Raw genomic sequence first — 18,225 nt, forward strand, 5'->3', positions numbered from 1 at the left:
GGCCGGAGTGGCGCCGGCCCTGCCCCAGAACCACCGAGAGGACAGGAGAGGCCATGCATGCACTCCCCCAACCAAACCCATCGAGATGCGGGGGGAAATCACTGCCGCACCACATCGATTCCATCGTAACAGTGTGGCAGTTGCAAAGTTGCAACTAGGCCAGATGGTCTAGGCTGCTCGGCTGACTAGAAACTTAGCAGAAACTCGGATTGTATGAGCCTGTAGAAGATTTTAACGTCTGGTCGCAGGAGCCACGATGTTCGTGATAGTTTGTGCAGCGTACGCTGGAGGGGCGCTTGCTCTGGCCGCACTTTGGTCCTACGGCTGGCTCATCGCGTTCGCTGTCGCTCCCCTGGCGGGCAGCGGCGCAGCATTCATCGCACTGTTGCTGATGGGCTTGGGGCAGAGAAGCATGCCCAGTGACCATCATTCGGTTGTCACGGTTCCAAGTGTCGGCGTTTTGACGAAGCCGTAAGTAATAGCTTAGGTCCTGCGTTGCAGAACCAGGCGTTTGACGCTCATCGCGAATCCAGTGGATTGCTGTTGCTCCTGGATCACTACCCCTTTTGAGCCATTTGAATTAGCCCCTCCCCAAAGGTAAAGAAAGCCTTATAAGACGTTGAAGCCTTCGTCTGTGGGTGACGAAAGGCTGGGGGCAGCATAATGCATTTGCCAGAAGCGGTCGAAGCTCTCGACCCTGCATTTCGTAGACAGCTTGATTCAGAGCTCCGCGTGAAAACGACCTCTGGGCGTATTTCGTCCCACGGATTCGCCGCAACGCTGATGTTGATGGATATCGTGGCTATAGCATTGGCCGGGATCGCACCAGCAGTGCTTTACGACGGCATTCAGTTCGCGATGCTGGGGCATCTCGTTGCCGTCGTTGCCGGGGGAGTGCTCGTGTTTCTGCTGGCTGCCCATGCGTTAAGTGCTTATAGGGCAGCGCACATCTTTGAGTGGCCGCAGATTATTCCGCGGGCGGTCATATCCATCCTCCTGACGTTCTTCGTCCTCATGGTTCTCGGGATAGCCACGAAGACGTCCGATCACTATTCGCGCGTATGGTTCTTCTCATGGATTTCGCTGTCTCTTGCGCTGACAGTGGTATTGCGCGCTGTCGTTCTCGCGTTGGTTGAAGCAAGGCTCGCACGCGGAGCCTGCTTGCAGCGGGCATTGATCGTTTCCTGTGGAGACAGCCCTCTGACAGGGGACCAGTTGAGTTTAGAAACGAAGAACCGCGTCCGCGCGATTGGTACGATCAGTGCCGACAACTTAGATGTGATGCCGGATCTGGCGCCTTACCTGCGTCAGTTGAATCCAGAGGTCGTGGTTCTCAGCCTTCCATGGTCGCAAGCTCATGTGGCCATGAACAAGCTAAAGGCGCTCTCACAGCACGCAGCCGAAGTGCTAATCTTGCCCCACTCAGGCAACGGCCTGCAGCAAATGCTCAGATTGCGTCATCTCGGCGGCAGAACGTTGTTGCAGGTAGCGGAGCCGCCGATTGCAGAATGGGATAGATTTGCGAAGCGGGTCGAGGATGTCGTCATAGCGAGTACTGCTCTTTTCCTGCTGGCTCCCTTCCTGCTGCTGGTTGCTCTTGCCATCAAACTCGACAGTCGGGGCCCTATTCTCTTCAAGCAGAAGAGAGAAGGTTTCAACGGCAGCCTCATTGACGTGTTGAAGTTTCGATCGATGTATGTCGAAGGGACCGATCTGCATGCTTCCCGTCAGACCAGCAAGGATGATCCCCGGGTCACTCGCATCGGCCGCCTCATCCGCCGCAGCAGCCTTGATGAACTGCCGCAGTTCTGGAATGTGCTGACCGGACAAATGTCCGTGGTTGGTCCACGCCCACATGCTTTGCAGACCTCGGCCGAGGGGCAGGTTCTTGGCTCGATCGTTGAAGAGTACGCGGCTCGTCATCGCGTGAAGCCAGGCATTACCGGTTGGGCGCAAGTCAATGGCGCCCGTGGCGAGTTAAACTCACGGGAGCAGGTCAAGAGGCGAGTGGATCTCGATCTGTACTACATCGAGAATTGGTCGGTGCTTTTTGACTTGAAGATCATTCTGATGACGGCCTTACGGGTCTTCCATGATCCACATGCCTACTAGAGCATCTCCGTAAACGTCGCGGACCAAGCCTGGACGTGCAGACATTGAACCCAGCGGGGCTTGGCTCCAGATCTGCGGTGATCGTTCTGCGTGCCGGAAATCTACCCTCCATCACGTCATGGTCGATTCATGAGGCTCCCTCGAGCTGCTTGGATCGGATCATTTTGCATGTCCGCATTACGCGACTGTTGCATTCAGGTCAGATCCCTTCGTCGGGGACGAGATCGATGTTCTCGACCTGCCGGTAATTCATAGATAAATCGGTTTCACCAAGTGGTGGCGGTGCCACGTTGCACCGCGCATCCGGTCTCGTACCACCTGCAGTCTGAGCAGATGGGCTCCTGAACGCGGGTGACACATGTTGTCAATCGAAGGCATTTTTGTCCGTCGACACGTTAACCATGAGTGGCAGAACTCAAGTCATCGACGGAGTATGAGCACAAGCTGGCCTAAGCTGTTTGTCGTAGGCCGCTGAGCGAGAGCGATGCCCTGCTCTATGATCGCGATACGATGTCTAGTCCATTCGTTCGGTCCGAGGTCAGGTTCTAGACCGTCAAGCTGAATAGACCAAATTCCCAGCCCTGCCCATCAATAGGCCCAAGCACCCCAACCGGTCAGTGGGCACATGGAACTCGGAATTAATCTGCTCGGCGCAATACAAGACGGACGCTTTTATGCGCCCACAGTCGAGCACCTTGACTACTTCGCTGCCAAAGGCTTCCAGCAGGTCAGGCTGCCGATCGACTGGGAGAAGGTCCAGCCGAGTTTGAACGGTGAACTCGATCAAGGATATCTTTCTGAGATACTCAAGACGGTGACCTATGCTCAGAAAATTGGGCTCAAGGTCATCGTCGACGTGCACAACTACGGTGCCTACAACGGACAACTCATCGGAACTGGATCAGTCACGGTTGCCGCATTCGCCAATCTGTGGGGCAAGCTCGCGGAGGCCTTGTGCGACTACGATAACGTTGTCTTCGGTCTCATGAACGAGCCTCAGCTCCCACGGGCAGCCGATTGGCTGGTTGCCGTGAATGCCGCCATTGATGAGATCCGCGATGCTGGAGCCACGCAAGAGATCCTCGTGTCCGGCAGTTACTGGGACACGGCCGATCGTTGGACGACAACCGACAACGCCAAGGTAATCGGTTCGCCGGGAGCCGTGATCGACCCACTCTCGAAAGTGATGTTCGAGGTGCATCAATACCTCGACGACACCTCGGGCCAGAACGCATGGGTCGTCTCGGAGACTATTGGTGTTGAGCGCCTTCAGGCCATCACGAATTGGGCTCGAACCACCGGAGCCAAGCTCTATCTGGGCGAGTTCGGCGTGGCAGCAAACTCGATGTCCCTCACCGCGCTCGACAACATGCTGAAATTCCTCGATGGGAACCAGGATGTCTGGAAGGGGGCAGCATACTGGGCTGCAGGAGGGCTGCCGGAGGGCTACATCTTCGCGGCAACGCCCGATCTCGGGATCCTAGACGTTGCACAAATGGATGTGCTCGAAAACTACACCGGCCTGAAGACGATCCGTACGACGCTGGCTGACGGCAACACTCAGGTGGAGACGATCAGCGACAATAGCCTCGCTCCCCGCATCATCGACATTCTCGACCAGGACGGGGATCTCATTTCCCGAACCATTAGGGATGCCCAGTCGCATCCGCAGCGCGAGATCTCTCGCAAAGCAAACGGCACTTGGGTGCTAACGACCTATGACACTTTCGGAGCTCGTGTCGAGAGCACGCAGACATACAATGCTGACTATCAGCGCATCCAGGAGATCGTATGGTCCGACGATGGCTCGAGGGTTGAGAAGTTCTTCCCGGGAGGCGTTCACGATTCTGCGTTGGAAACGAGCTACTCTGCAGCAGGCGAGCTAACCCAAGTTGTTAAGAATGATGCGTCCGGACACCTTCTGCTCAGTTACCAGAATGGGGCACTTATTCGAACCGAGCACTACACCTTGAAATGGCGCCTTGAAATGCGCACGACGTTCGACTCACAAGGTTCTGTCGCCTCGGTTCAGATCCAATATGAGGACGGGCGGAATACGATCGACACGTACAATACGAAGTCTGGTCTGGTTGCCAATCGGGCCGAGTTCAGTGCCTCATGGGCGCTGATCTCGTGGACTGCTTTCAACGCTGGCAGCCAGCCGTCCAAGATCTACCAAGTTCAGCTGCCGGATGTGCAGAAAATCATCGATAGTCTCTTACAGGCTCCGAACGGATCTCCCTCAAGCACCGGTGGCACTGCCACTGACAGCTCTGGCGGCGAGACGATTATCCAAGGGCCAACAGACAACTACCCTGTCGTGACCGATCCGAGAGGTCTCGAAAGCGTCGTAAATTTCGTCGACTCCATCCCTATGAAGGCAGTCACCGGCGACACTAACGTTTGGGGCACAGTAGGGAACGACACCCTCAATGGAACCATGGGGAACGACACTCTGTGGGCTCGATCCGGGAATGATCGCCTCAACGGAGGTGCAGGGAATGACCAACTGAGGGGCGAGCTTGGAAACGATCGTCTCACTGGCGGAGGTGGAGCAGACGTATTCGTCTTCAATTCAAAGCCAAACGCGGCCAAGAACAGAGATATTGTAACCGATTTCAAGGCGTCCGATGACGCCATTTGGCTCGACAACAAGGTGTTCACTAAATTGGGCAAAGGCACCGAAGCCAAGCCGACGCAGCTGAAGAAGGATAATTTTGCCCTCGGTACAAAAGCCAAGGATAAGAACGACTACATCGTCTACGACACCAAAAAGGGCGTGCTCTACTACGATGCAGACGGTTCAGAGTCCCACTACAAGCCTGTTGAGATTGCTACGTTTTCGAAGCATCCTGCCATGTCGTACAAAGACTTTTTCGTCATCTAAGGGCTGATCGTGACTGTCGCGACCGGTTATCCGCTCAAGTTCAATTAATGCGCGTTGATGCGGCCTGCGCGACAGGAGACTATGACTTGGGATAACTACGTGCAGCGTGCCGATCCACGCCGGAGAGTCCCAGACGTTCACTGGCAGGCTCGCCCGTCAGCAGGCACTCCGGCACGGAGCATCGAACGTCAATGGCCTGGCATCATCGGATAGCGCCCGAGGCGCACCTCGCCGACAACGCTGATGCTGCTGATCTGGAAGACAGAACTCGCGATGTCTCGTCCGGGAGGTAGCCTCAAGAGCTTGGAGCCCTGCCTCGGCGGCATAGCAAGCCAAAGGCATTTCTCTGTCGAACCTCTCGGATATCGAGAGGTCATCAGCAGGGTCGGGGTTACGATTTGGGCAACCGATGAGTGATACCTTGGGGGATCTAAGATCACCCGACTGGCCTGGCTGGGCCACCGAATGCGACAACCCTGCGACAGACTGCTGCCACGGGCTTTCGCTCTCAACCTGTTTGGTCACCAAAGAGGGCGTCGACCGCCTGTCGGGCCATTTACCCTAGCCAAGTTCACGGACGGCATCGTCGCGCACGCCCTTTCTAAATCGCAACAGTAAACTTCTGACTCCCAAGTCGAAATACATGGCGAGCCCGACGACACTGCAGCCTGCAACGACGGCTGCTGCAAAGGCCTGCCAGAAGGTCATGGAAACGAACCCGACAATGGCATAGCACACGAGCATACAGAGTGCGGCGGGGGCAATCCTCGCGAGCGTACGGACACTGATGCGAGTTGCAAACGCCAGAAGCGCTGCGTCAACTCCCACACGAAGCGTCCAGGCCACGGCTGCGCCCATGAGTCCGAATGCCGAAGAAAGAAACCAAAGAATACCGATAAACGGGATGATCTCAAGGAGATGAAACTTCGCAGTAAGATCCGGCCGGCCTTGGGCCTGAAGCAGGCTGAAGGGAATGAACGCTAGACCGTTGATCCAGCCCCCGATGAGAAGAACCTGAGCGATCGGACCTGCTATGTCGCCGAAAGGTTGGCTGATCCAAAGAGAGATAAAGGGCTTTGCGAGGATGATTGCCGGAGCGCACAGAGCCGCGTAGCCGAACGACAGGGTGACAAGAGAGGCTTCAGAGACAGCTTTCGATTCCGACGGGTTGAGCCGGGACATTCGCGGGAACAAGGTTCGCGACAACGCCGCCGCAAAGAGCTGGCTCCTCATCACCAGGTTCATGGGGATCGCATAATACGTAATGGCAGCAACGCCCAGATTGGAGCCGATCACGAATTGATCCAGAGATTGTAGGATGGGGCTTGCGACGCTTGAGATGGTGACCCAGCCCCCGTAGCCCAGCAACTGGCGGCTGGTAGCCTTATGGAACCTGATCGACGTCCAAGGTCCATTGAAGAGCGCGACGTATGCGAGAATCAGCAGCACGCCGAAGGCTCGAGACAGCACGGCGGCCGGAATGACGATTGTCAGTTCAGGACCAAGCAGCACCGCACAGACCACGGGAGCAACCTGTCCTATCGTCGTGCTTATGACCTGGAGAACGTTCGCCGCCGCGAACCTTTCACGGGCTTCAAGGGTTCCGACCGCAACGCCAGAAACGAGAGCCAATGGAAGCAGGATAGCCACCCAGGGCAGAGAGCCCGATATCTCAGGCTTGAGTTCCGCAGGAACCGATACGATCGTCTCTAGCAAAAAAGCGCCTGACACGTAGAGAATAACGCTGCCTATGCAACCAAGAACCAGGTTCAGGATCAAAGAGGTTGCAACGACCCGAGTGCGCTCTTCGTCCGACGAATGGCTGAGTTGCGACAGCAGGTTTGTCGATGCTCGTGAAAGGCCGAGATCAAGGAAGCCGAAGTAGCCCAACAGCAGCCAGACAATCGAAATGATACCGTAGCGTGCATCACCAACTTGGTGAACATAGATAGGTACGATTATAAGCGAAACGACGAGAGTGAAGACGTTCCCAGCCGAATTGATTACAAAATGTTTGCTGATCCCCTTCTGCATCATCGAATATTGCTCACTTTGGGATAATTTTTCGATCAATGCTGGGGCGCATAGCCGAAAATGATTGCGGCTTGTAATGTCAAGTTCGAAGACTACGCGGCTCTTCAGAGGTCAAGGCTGCAGGATAAGCTGAATAGATGGCTTCGATGTATCATTCATCAGCAGCAGACTTATTTGAAGCATGTTCGACCTCGGCAGTGCTACTGTTGATGAACCAGGCTCTTTATCCAAGGGGCCAGTTGGGCGTCTCACCGATCAGCTATCTGTAGTTTGAGGCCATACTATAAGCTGCCAACCTACTACGGCTTTCCGCGGAATCTTCAAGCCAATGATCAATCAAATCCGCCCACTTCAACGGAATCTGAAGCCGTTCCCAAGAGGCAAGGCCACCTTCCGATACTTTATTATATAGGCTTGGATTGTCGAGTAAGCGTCTTATTTGGGCAGCCAAGTCATCAGCCTGTCCAGCTTTGAATAACAATCCGCTTTCCTCATTGATAACATTTCCGACGAACATCGGGTGATCGGAAGCGACAAGAGGGGTTCGGGAGCAGAACGCCTCGTAAATCGTCAGTGGCATACCCTCTGGGAAATCATAACGGCTGGGCACAACAACAACATCCGCCCGCGCCATAAGCGGTACGACTTCAGAATTCATTACCGGACCTACCTGGTTAACAACCCCAGTCAGTCCATTTTTTGAGATCAACTCTGAAATTCTCCCCGCATCCAGCTTGCCGACCAGATCAACCTGAAGAGATCCTACCTCCTTGTGAAGAAGCTTAGCTGCAACGATGAGGTCATCAACACCCTTTTCGGCAGACATTGCTCCAACATATAGAATGCGAGGCTGCTTTGAAGCCTGAAGCTTGGCCGCCCTCGTCCTTGGCGTGTCAAATGCAGGAAAATCCCATGGGAGAACTTTGTTCGATGAGACGCCTCCCTTTACAAGCTGTTCAGCAGCACGATGGCCGTGATTTGCTACCCAGTCGAAGACGCGGGACCTGAGGAACATCGACAGGATGGCCTGGCTTGCACGACCTTTCAGTGATGTTTCATTGAATGAATCGGCAAGGAGCACGAGTGTGCGACAGCGTTTCCGAACAGCCCACCAAAGAACCGGTCGTATCGGCGAACGCAGAATTAGGAGATCAGGTGCTGTGCTGTCGACGATTTGAGCAATCCGTTGACCATCGAATCCGTTGGTGAATCCTGCTCCGATAGCCCTTGCCCCGCTGGGCAACACAACATCATATGCCTCATCGGTAAATCCGGTGATGATTGTAACGGCATCGAGGCGTTGAGTAAGCTTCTCGACATATTCTACTGTGTACCTTTGCCCGCGGTAGGTCTCAGGCCCTCCACGCGACAGGCGCTCAGATGCCTCTCGAAAGTCTCCGGCGTACTGAACGATTGTCAGTCGTGTCCCTTGTCTCGGCATCGATTGCTCCAATCACCCTATGATGATTAGTTCTAAGGTGTTTTACGTGTTGTTTCTCTTGGTGACGCCGGTAGACGCGGCGTCACATTCCAGTACCCTGCAGTCTACGATCAGGCCCTAGGTTGGAACGCCTGTGATGTGGCCCCTTCTTGCACTCTGGTCGTAGCGGCCAGTGTCCAACTCGGAATAGTGCTCGGGCTGCTGTCTACTGAGATCCTGAAGACCGGTGGCGTGACCTTGGATACGACGAGCTCCAATGTTTCTGCTCAAGAAGAAAACACTCAGAGACAGGAAGATGCTGACCAATGTACCGCCAGCGAGAAAAACTGGAGGGTTCGGAAATGCAGGAGCAAGTGGAACAGTTGCCGCCTGGAGAATCTGAGCGCTCGAGAATGCCTCATTCGACCGCCAAGCGCTGTTGATCTGTGCTTCGCCGGCTCGCTTTGACAGATTGTCTATATATCCCTCGGCCTGAGTAACCGATCGGCGCAGCGAATTGAACTTGGCTTCTGATTCCGCGAGCTTCGCCAACTCACCGTCGAGCCGCCGCAGATCCTCGGCATGCCTTGCCTCGATAGCCTTGAAGCCGGCAAGTTCGGTGTTCGCCTCCACAAGCTTGGCGGCGGCATCCTGGTAGATCTTGATATTCAGTAGTGGCGGGTCGCTGGCCAAGGGATTGTCGCGGCTCGTGCCTTTATCCGCGGTCGGACCATTCGTTTCGCCAAAGATCTCCGGAGGCAGCGTCGTCCGGCTTCGCAGTGCGAAAATCTGCCGCTTCAACGAATCGAGTGCACTTTCAGCTCTCGCGATGCGCATGGCATTATCGGCAATTTCCTTCGCCGCGTGAGCCCGCGCTTCGAGCAGGAGATTGCGCTGAACCGCCGCGTCAAAAACGCCGGTTTCTCGGCTGAATTTTTCTAACGCAACATTCGCCTCTCGCAAGTCACGGTTGAATCGCGCCTCCTGTGCCTTGAAGAAGTCTACGTCACCCTGATTGCTATACAGCGCCGAGCGCCTCGCCAGGAACTCGGCTGCAAGCGCATTGGCGAACTTCGCCGCAAGGATCGGCTCCTTATGTCTGAACGCGATCTTCAGGATGAAGGTGTTCGGTTCGACGCTCAGCTTGAGGTTCGCAACCGCAGCCGCATACTCCCGATCCTCAAGAGCTGGTTGGCGGCGGTAGGTTTGGCTGTCAACCGTGTCGCCCGCTGGTTCGGTCTGTGCTGTTTCCGAAGGGGAGAGGAGTTCGGGATACAGGCGAACAGGGAGCATCGCGGCGAGGGCCTTGCGGACGACATCCTCGGATCCTGCGATGCTGAGTTGTGTCTTCAGAACCTGGTCATAAGTGATGAGTTCGTTTCCGGCACGTTGCGCCTCGGAACTCGCGAAAGCTTGCGTCCCTCGACTAGCATCCACCATGATCCAAGTGGCTGCCTCAAAACGCCTCGACGGCAGAAACGAAAGAGCGGCGGCCAACCCTAGAGGAAGAATGAACGCGGTGAGGATCGCGAATCCCCAAGCCAGGCGCCTAAAGGTCCGGGACGGACTACTTCTCATCTCTCAGCCCCTCATCGTATTACAAACTGCGGACCGACAGCATCTGCTCATCGAAACCCTCAAGGAGGCAGAGGAGCAGCGAGCTGGCGCGTTATATCAAAGCATATCTGCGGAGCCGCCCTGGCGCCGGACCGTCATAGGATTGCATTAGACAAGGGATGGCAGGTGCGCAAGAAGCCAAGGCACCTGGGCATCAATAATTCATTGGATTCAGGCCTGGGTGCGACATCAAACAGCAACGAGGAGCATGGTCGGAGGGCTCGGAGTTCTTTGAGGGCATGGAGATCTGAGATCTTCAATACTACGGCATCGAAAGAGTAGGCTACATAAAGCCCTCGGCCAAGCGGATCTCCCTGACGGTTAAGCTAACCGTATTCGGCTGAACACCGATGCTTCGACCCTTGCGCCATTATTTGATCTTGCAGTAAGGGTTGCGAATGACCATGCCTTCGAGCCAGCCACCACAAGCCAGTGCAAATGTCGTCGCCGATCACCAAGGCGCGGCTGTCGCGGAGAAGGGGGGCAACACCAGTAAATTCGGAGGCATTGAGGTCTGCCGAGGGGTCGCGGCCATTTGGGTTGTGCTCGCCCACGCCACCGCGATCATGTCCGAGCCGCGGTTTTATGGGCAGGAGATCTGGGACGGAATTCTTCTGCCGCTTGGCGGTGCCGGCGTCGACTTCTTTTTCGTTTTGAGCGGGTTTATCATTACCTGGGTGCATTGGGGAGATGTGGGCCAGCCTGGACGGCTCGGGCAGTATGCCAAGCGGCGGTTTTTGCGGATCTATCCCGCATATTGGGCGGTTCTGTTTCCCCTGGCGCTTCTTTACTCCCTCAATCCAGGCGCTGGGACTCCGAGCCAGCACGATCCGATCAACCTCGTGTTCTCGGCCATGCTTCTGCCGTACCCGCAGCCACCCGTTCTAGGGATTGCATGGACGCTGGTACACGAGATCTTTTTCTATTCGTTGTTCGGGTTGCTCATTCTTGCTGGCCGGCGATTGCTCTGGCTTGTCCCGGTTTGGATCGCAGGGATCGTTCTGGCTGAGCTTTGGTATTCCCGCCTGCCATTCCCGGCATCGATATTCTTGAACGCACTCAACCTCGAATTCCTCATGGGGGCTCTCGCTGCGCTTTGTCTGCGGCGGACAAGAATCCCAGCTCCAGCCCTTTTCGCGGTTCTTGGCTGCACGTCGTTCATTGTCCTTGCCTTGGGCGCGCCTGATTTCCTCAAAATTTCCCTACTTGGGCGTTTGGCATTTGGCACATCCGCGCTGCTCGGTATTCTCGGCCTCGTCGAATGGGAGCGAAGCTATGGGATGAAGGTACACGGATTGTTCCGGGGAGCAGGAGCGGCCTCCTATGCCATTTACTTGGTACACGGCGTGGCGCTTTCGCTCATCTCACAGCTTCTTGTGCGCTTCAGTGGGCAGACTCTGCCGCTGTCTGCTGCATTCCTCCTGCTTGTAACCGGGGCCGCAGCGGCCGGTTACCTGTTCCATCGTGTTGTCGAAGTGCGTCTTAGCCGACGGTCGACATGGCACATGATGCGGAATTTCGTTCAGCGTTCTGCTTTAGCTCGCGTCGACGGGAGACCAAACGAATCGACCGAGTAAGCGTAGGCTGCGCTAAGTCGGGATCTGCATTTGGAGAAAGGACATTCTGCCGCAACACTCTCGGACCTGAGACAATGCGATATTTAGATCGTGATCATCCGAGGCATTTCATATTCGCTTCATGAACATGGATCAGGCGCTTCATGGGTGCTGACCTGGACGGCCATGCGGGGCGGCTTTGCCAGGTACCATGCCGCAGCACGTATTCCGGTGATCCTGATCGCGATCGCGCAGATGCGTATTGTGAGTCCCTATACAAATTCGAAGCGCCTATGGGCAGGTTTACCTTGAAAGACTACGAAAAAATCAACTACAGACACGTGAGCTTGGCAACATTGGCCAATTGGGGGAGAGCCTTTCGTGAAGCCATTATCACTGAGAGGGCATGCCTTAGGTGGCTCGCTCCCGTATATGGGAGCGAGCAAGAGCGAGCTGTTTCGCAACAACTTCGATTATATCCGTATTTTCGCTGCGACTCAGGTGCTGCTTTTCCACGCTGTTCACCATCTGCAGATCGCGACACCCGAATGGGGTTCGCTTTTGGCTCCCTTTTCGGGAGTCCCGATGTTCTTTGTCACCAGCGGCTTCTTGATCACGGCATCGTATGAGCGGAGTTCGTCAGTACAGTCCTATGCCTTGAGCAGGGCGCGCCGGATTTTCCCTGGCCTCTGGGGCTGCATCGCCGCAACGGCGGCAGTTGTCTGGTTCCTGGGCTATCCATTGATCAGCCTTCAGGGAGGACAATGGTTCCTCACTCAGCTTGCAGCGCTGATATACACTCCCAATTTCCTGCGTGAGTTTGGGTTCGGCTCATATAACGGAAGCCTTTGGACGATTCCTGTCGAGCTTCAGTTCTATGCAACAGTACCGGTTCTGGCTCTGCTGCTAAGGCGCTGTCATCACAAGGTGACTTTTCTACTCGCATTGCTGTTTATTTCGATAGCCCTCGCCGTGTTGATCCGCATCATTGCTCCCAGCGTGATGGGTTTGGAAAGCACAGATGCGGCTCCGGCTTTCCATAAGCTGCTTAAATATAGCTTCATCTCACACTATTACCTGTTCCTGATCGGCGCCATATGTTATTACTTGGCGTTGCATACCAGCTCCTTCTTGAAGGGAAGAGCGGCAGTGTGGCTGGTGGCTGTAATCCTTTGTCATTTTCTCGTTCCCCCCACTGCGGTGTGGATTGTCCTCGGCCAGATATTCCTTGCGCTCTTCACCATCTCTGCCGCCTACACGTTCGTGAGGCGCAACTGGCTGGAGGGAAACGACATCTCGTACGGGACGTATCTCTATCATGGGCTCTTCGTGAACCTTTGCGTTGAGTTCGGCCTCGTTGGTCGGAGCGCTTACCTCTACCTAGTGCTGGCTGCGTCCTATGCGGCCGGCCTACTCTCCTGGACGCTCATAGAGAAGCGCCTCCTGCGGAGACATTCTCACACGGTCCAAACGAAACCATAGATTTCACGAAGAGCCGCTCAATGGCTCGCGGGTCAGCGTGCATGGTTCGCAACTCGGGATCTTGAAAGCCGCCCGATCCTTCCTTGGAGTACTTTGTGTCGTCGCTACCCTCGACTGGATCAAGCACTCACAGGCCCATAGAGCATCGGACACGTACTCGGCGGCATTGAAGCAGCTCCAGAGTTCCTGTGGCTATAATCGGAAGGGAACCACAGCTCAGACCCGGATGGGAACCTTTCGAAGCCCTGTTCCTCTCCCGCGGTTTAATTGTGAGGCGGCCTCGAACGTTGACGCTCCAACTCCTTGCCGCTGAGCCACATTCCGAAGATGAGCGCGAAAAACGTGGATCCACCCGCCGCAAAAATAACGGGCGCGATACTCCCATAGGCGGCGATTAGGCAGCCGGTCAGAAAAAAGGGCCATTGAAATTTTGTATCCAGATTTCGGATCGGTTGGCAGCTAATGATCGATGCGACGAGGAAGAGTAGAAGGCCGCATAATCCGAAGTTCCACCACACGCCAACCGCGCCCAAATCGCCCGCTGCGAAGTAGTAGTTGCCTGTCAGAAAGCCTACCTCATACGATGAAGGTTCTATCCCAATGCCTGCGATGGGGTAGAGCCGTAAGAAGTGTTGAGCTGTTCGATACTCCAGTGCTCGCGCTCCTCCGGACGAGTCGCCTGAGAACAGCTCGAATGGATTCCATCGCGTATCGATGATGCCATAGACCAGCACTGCGGACGTCAAGAACAGAGCAGACAGGCTGAGGAACCGAATGATGCGGCGCTCGGATGTGGCTATATATACGAGGCTTATTGCCAGAAGGCAGAGCAGATACACGCGCGAGAGTGTCAAGACATTAGCTATGCCGTTGATCGCTAATAGAGTGATGGAGGTCGCTGATATGTTTCTGCGAACTGAACTGAGGCTGAAGAACCAGCACAAAGCCATTGCTGCGGGATAGAAGAATAGGCGTTCTCCTCTTTCAACATCTGTTAAGACGAGCGATCGCAATATGTTAGTCGGTAGAATATTGAATATGTAGCATATACTAGCTAGTAGATAAATGAAGACATACAACTGCGATATATAGTAATATGTTCTGCAGGTATATTGTCGTAATTCGCTGTTTGCCAAGGAAAAGAATACTGTAAAACTTAGAACGGGAAAAAATTGCAGTGCCGTCGTAATGGGGCTTGGCATACCCGTTACATTCGAAAACAGCATGACTTGAAAAACGATCAATACAGCTGCAGCAAAAGCTCCAAGAGCGATCAATGCTCGGCCGTTGATCAGGATCACTCCTGTATAGATCAGGAAGGACAGTAAAAAAATCCCCAGAAGCGCTGGTTGGCTATTAGGGTTGTCAATAATCCGATTGAGTCGCGAAGTGAAAATTACGTCGGCTACAAGCAGAACCCACACTGCTGACTTGTGTATCCACAGGGGGTATATTGGATTATAGCCAGCAAAATTCTGTGCTTCTGTTCTCTGAGTATCTGTCATGACGCTTGGGCTATATTGCTCGATTAGTATCTGCTCATGATAGCAGAGGCTGCGAGCAGGTGCTGTTGTTTGTTTATACTTTCGCTTATACAGGATCCCCATCGGTGGCGAAACCACAAAACGCGTAAGGTAGCGATGGCTTGAAAGTTGCAGAAATGGAGGCTTGGCGAACATGGTGGGCCCGCTGGATTCTCAACGTTGCGGAGGAATGCGGCCTAGCGTGTTGCGCTGCCGGATGACCGAGGGTGGTTGGTGCCGCATCATTGAACAGGAATGCCCCGCTTCGCGCAGAATCGCTCAAACCGTATGGAGTTCTTTCTTGTAGTGAAGAAGACGCAGCAAGCTTGAGAACGTGTAGATATTGACGCTCCCTCTCCAAATGCGCCCCAAATCGGACGATCAATCGCTGCGAAATGTTGCGAGGATCCCGTCCTCACGGCGGTTTGCCGCGACAGGTGTGACTTAGTTCGGTGCAGCTCAGCACCAAATCGCCCGCCTGCGGTCGATCAATGAGGCCCCACGGTCGGAAGCGGTCTGAGCGCGCTGGATGTTCTGTACGGCTGCCAAAGTCCCTCTGAAACTATATTCGGTCAGAGCGGCCACCAATTCTGGCATCAGACCGAGAGGAAAGGATGCAACATACTTTCCATTTGTGCGCTCGGGTGACTGAAACGCCTTGCCGGTAGACGTTCGACGGGTTAACGCAAGTTGTCACTATGCCGATACGCTGCCATATGCGCACCACCGAGATTGACTATGAAAAAGGTTCGAGCGAGAGCGCCACTTCGACTGGGAATTGCAGGAGGGGGGACGGATCTATCCCCGTATTGTGATGACTTCGGGGGGTGTGTCCTTAACTATACGATCGGCGTCTACGCGTACGCGGTCATAGAAGAAAGGGCGGATTGGCTCGTCGTATTTTCCGCAGATGACATCGAGAAGAAGGATGAGGTTGCGCCGCAGCCTTTTCTGCCGCCGCACGAAGGTCTCTCGCTGCATCGCGCCGTGTACAACCGCATTGTTCGCGACTTCAACGCCGGACGCCCTCTCTCGATAAGCGTCTACACCGCCGTTGATGCTCCGCCGGGTTCCGGTCTGGGATCCTCCTCGGCTCTCATAGTTGCCCTGGTGAAAGCGTTCAGCGAGTTCCTCAGGCTGCCTCTGGGCGATTATGACATCGCTCGCTTAGCCTATGAAATAGAGCGCGTGGACCTTGCAATGGCAGGGGGGAGGCAGGATCAGTACGCGGCAGCTTTCGGGGGGTGTAACTTCATCGAGTTTCTTCCGAATGATCGGGTCGTTGTAAATCCGCTCCGCATCCACGAGGAGTACCGTTTGGAGTTGGAGACCTCGCTGGTGGTCTGCCATACGGGGCGTTCGCGGGTATCCTCCGAGATTATTGAAAACCAGATCGCGGGAATGCAGCAGGCCTCGAGCAAATCTGTTGAAGCGATGCACCAGATCAAACGTGACGCTCAGGACATGAAGGTCTGTCTCCTGAGTGGGAATATACAAGGGATGGCCGAGGTCCTGGAGCGGTCATGGAACGCAAAGAAGCTTACTGCCGCGAGCATCACCAACAGCCGTATCGACGAGATCTATGATCAGGCGCGAGCCGCCGGTGCAACCGCAGGGAAAATCTCTGGAGCTGGAGGCGGTGGATACATGATGCTTCTCACACGCCCCGAACGACGACAGACACTCGTTCGTCGGCTCAAAGAGCTCGATCTTCCCGTGCTCACGTGTCATTTTACGGAGAAAGGAGCGGAGTCGTGGCACTCAGCTATGTAAATGATATTGTCCATTACATTGAGCGTTCTAAGGATGTCTACAGCCGGATTCTAGATGACGGCGAGCTCATCGAAAAAGTGGCAGTTGCAGCCGAAGTTGTTGTGACTGCGATCCGCAGCCAAAAGAAGGTCCTTTTCGCCGGCAACGGAGGAAGTGCTGCCGATGCTCAGCATTTCGCGGCGGAGCTTGTGTCCCGTTTCAACTATGATCGTCCCGGAATGGCCGGTATCGCCCTTACAACGGATACGTCGATCCTGACTGCAATTGGCAATGATTACGGATTCGACCGTGCATTCGCGCGGCAATTGGAGGCTCTTGGCCACGCGGGCGATGTGTTTGTCGGCATTTCTACATCTGGGCGATCCAAGAACATCCTTGCCGCCCTGCATGCGGCAAGGCAACTTGGGGTCCATACCATTGGACTCACGGGAGGAAATGGCGGCGATATGCCTGATCTCTGCGATCTTGAAATTCGCATCCCTTCCGACAGAACGCCGCTTATTCAGCAGGGGCATCTCCTCGTGGGACACATTCTGTGCGCCCTCGTCGAACAAGCCATACATCCACGAAGCGATGCTTCAAGATAAAATCAACTAAGGATTGGGAAGTGATTCGTCAGTGCGTCATCCTTGTCGGTGGGATGGGTACCCGGCTGGGAGAACTCACCCGTTCGACGCCAAAGCCGCTAATGCCCATCCAGGGGCGGCCATTTCTGGAGTATTTGCTGCTGGAAGCTGCACGCTTCGGATTCACGGAAATCGTTCTGCTTGCGGGATATCGCGGTGAAGTCATAGCGGAACAGTTTTCGGGCGTCAGGCGCTTGGCAGGACGAGATGTAACGATCAAGGTTCTTGTTGAGCCTCAGGCTCTTGGGACAGGTGGTGCCCTGGTCTCCCTCAAGGAGCACGCTCAAGACTGTTTCGTGTTGATGAACGGTGACTCTTGGTTCGATATCGATCTCAGAGCCTTTGCTTCTGCTCGACATCTTCATGAGAAGGCGCTGGTCCACATTGCTCTACGCGAGGTGCATGAAACTGGTCGGTTCAGTCCTGTCCAAGTCAGCGAAGGCTGGGTTTCGGAATTTGGAGTTCCAGCCAATGGAGCGGGCAGGGGGCTCATAAACGCCGGTATCTATGTAATGCGGCGCGACATCATCGATATGGTCGATAGAGTTCCCTGTTCACTCGAGAACGATGTTTTTCCTGTTCTCGCGAGTTCCGGACGCATCTCTGCAAACTCATACCGCGGATTCTTTATCGACATCGGTGTTCCAGAAGATCTTGCTGCTGCGCCCGAGCTGATCTCGAAGGCTCGAACACGCCCAGCCGTGTTTTTCGACCGCGACGGCGTCTTGAACTATGATCGAGGTTACACCCATAAACCAGCAGATCTTGTATGGAATGATGCTGCAATCGAGGCGGTGAAAAGCGTCAACGACGCAGGATGGTATGCATTCGTCATCACCAATCAGGCAGGCGTGGCACGAGGCTACTATTCGGAGCGCGCGGTTGATCTGTTCCATGAGACGATGGACGTCGAACTTGCCAACAGCGATGCACACATAGACGAGTTCCGCTTTTCGCCCTTCCACCCGGAAGGTCGCGTAGAAAAATATAGAGTCGATTCACCCTGCCGGAAGCCGAAACCTGGAATGATCCTTGAGCTATCAAAGGCTTGGCCAATCGACCTCTCGCGCAGCGTTGTCATAGGCGACAAGCAAAGTGACATGGATGCTGCGCATGCTGCGGGCGTTCATGGGCAGCTGTATAGTGGTGGGAACCTGAATGATCTCACGAACAGAGTTTTGCGATCTTAGTTTGA

General features: G+C 54.8%; 11 protein-coding genes. 7 read left to right on the plus strand and 4 right to left on the minus strand.

Annotated features, from left to right (window positions below):
* Positions 1-732 precede the first annotated feature (732 nt).
* Positions 733-2,112, plus strand: a complete 1,380-nt coding sequence (locus KBI52_RS09960) for an exopolysaccharide biosynthesis polyprenyl glycosylphosphotransferase (protein WP_210807084.1) — start codon at positions 733-735, stop codon at positions 2,110-2,112.
* Positions 2,113-2,737: 625 nt separating this feature from the next.
* The gene (locus tag KBI52_RS09965; RefSeq protein WP_210807086.1) at positions 2,738-4,999 is read left to right on the plus strand and encodes a cellulase family glycosylhydrolase; all 2,262 of its coding nucleotides are present in this window, start codon (positions 2,738-2,740) and stop codon (positions 4,997-4,999) included.
* Between the two features lie 561 nt (positions 5,000-5,560).
* Here KBI52_RS09965 and KBI52_RS09970 read toward each other — a convergent pair.
* The 3 genes from KBI52_RS09970 to KBI52_RS09980 form a co-directional block, all read right to left on the minus strand.
* The gene (locus tag KBI52_RS09970) at positions 5,561-7,036 is read right to left on the minus strand and encodes a flippase (protein WP_210807088.1); all 1,476 of its coding nucleotides are present in this window, start codon (positions 7,034-7,036) and stop codon (positions 5,561-5,563) included.
* A 256-nt stretch (positions 7,037-7,292) separates the two neighbouring features.
* Positions 7,293-8,474, minus strand: a complete 1,182-nt coding sequence (locus KBI52_RS09975) for a glycosyltransferase family 4 protein (RefSeq protein WP_210807090.1) — start codon at positions 8,472-8,474, stop codon at positions 7,293-7,295.
* A 117-nt stretch (positions 8,475-8,591) separates the two neighbouring features.
* Positions 8,592-10,031, minus strand: a complete 1,440-nt coding sequence (locus KBI52_RS09980) for a hypothetical protein (RefSeq protein WP_210807092.1) — start codon at positions 10,029-10,031, stop codon at positions 8,592-8,594.
* 437 nt (positions 10,032-10,468) lie between these two features.
* Between KBI52_RS09980 and KBI52_RS09985 the strand changes: the two genes are divergently transcribed.
* Positions 10,469-11,647, plus strand: a complete 1,179-nt coding sequence (locus tag KBI52_RS09985) for an acyltransferase (protein ID WP_210807093.1) — start codon at positions 10,469-10,471, stop codon at positions 11,645-11,647.
* Between the two features lie 360 nt (positions 11,648-12,007).
* Complete coding sequence (locus KBI52_RS09990; RefSeq protein ID WP_210807094.1) at positions 12,008-13,108, plus strand: acyltransferase; 1,101 nt, start codon at positions 12,008-12,010, stop codon at positions 13,106-13,108.
* A 263-nt stretch (positions 13,109-13,371) separates the two neighbouring features.
* On the opposite strand, the gene KBI52_RS09995 is transcribed toward KBI52_RS09990, so the two are convergent.
* A complete protein-coding gene (locus KBI52_RS09995; RefSeq protein ID WP_210807095.1) occupies positions 13,372-14,787 on the minus strand; it encodes a hypothetical protein in 1,416 nt (471 codons plus the stop codon).
* Positions 14,788-15,369: 582 nt separating this feature from the next.
* Between KBI52_RS09995 and KBI52_RS10000 the strand changes: the two genes are divergently transcribed.
* From KBI52_RS10000 to KBI52_RS34070, 3 genes are read left to right on the plus strand one after another with little or no spacing between them, the layout of a single operon-like run.
* On the plus strand, positions 15,370-16,404 hold the full coding sequence (locus KBI52_RS10000; protein WP_210807096.1) for a GHMP kinase: 1,035 nt from the start codon (positions 15,370-15,372) through the stop codon (positions 16,402-16,404).
* Positions 16,386-16,991, plus strand: coding sequence for a D-sedoheptulose 7-phosphate isomerase (locus KBI52_RS10005; RefSeq protein WP_315974915.1), 606 nt, complete (start codon positions 16,386-16,388; stop codon positions 16,989-16,991). The genes KBI52_RS10000 and KBI52_RS10005 overlap by 19 nt, the downstream gene beginning before the upstream one ends.
* Positions 16,992-17,011: 20 nt before the next feature.
* Positions 17,012-18,220, plus strand: coding sequence for an HAD-IIIA family hydrolase (locus KBI52_RS34070; protein ID WP_210807098.1), 1,209 nt, complete (start codon positions 17,012-17,014; stop codon positions 18,218-18,220).
* The last annotated feature ends 5 nt before the right edge of the window (positions 18,221-18,225 follow it).

It is taken from the genome of Microvirga sp. HBU67558, assembly GCF_018069605.1.
GTDB lineage: Bacteria > Pseudomonadota > Alphaproteobacteria > Rhizobiales > Beijerinckiaceae > Microvirga > Microvirga terrae.

Coding starts and splice junctions, on each gene's coding strand:
- KBI52_RS09965 (WP_210807086.1), top strand. CDS start 2,738: ATGGAACTCGGAATTAATCTGCTCGGCGCAATACAAGACGGACGCTTT.
- KBI52_RS09970 (WP_210807088.1), bottom strand. CDS start 7,036: ATGATGCAGAAGGGGATCAGCAAACATTTTGTAATCAATTCGGCTGGG.
- KBI52_RS09975 (WP_210807090.1), bottom strand. CDS start 8,474: ATGCCGAGACAAGGGACACGACTGACAATCGTTCAGTACGCCGGAGAC.
- KBI52_RS09980 (WP_210807092.1), bottom strand. CDS start 10,031: ATGAGAAGTAGTCCGTCCCGGACCTTTAGGCGCCTGGCTTGGGGATTC.
- KBI52_RS09985 (WP_210807093.1), top strand. CDS start 10,469: ATGACCATGCCTTCGAGCCAGCCACCACAAGCCAGTGCAAATGTCGTC.
- KBI52_RS09995 (WP_210807095.1), bottom strand. CDS start 14,787: ATGTTCGCCAAGCCTCCATTTCTGCAACTTTCAAGCCATCGCTACCTT.
- KBI52_RS10000 (WP_210807096.1), top strand. CDS start 15,370: ATGAAAAAGGTTCGAGCGAGAGCGCCACTTCGACTGGGAATTGCAGGA.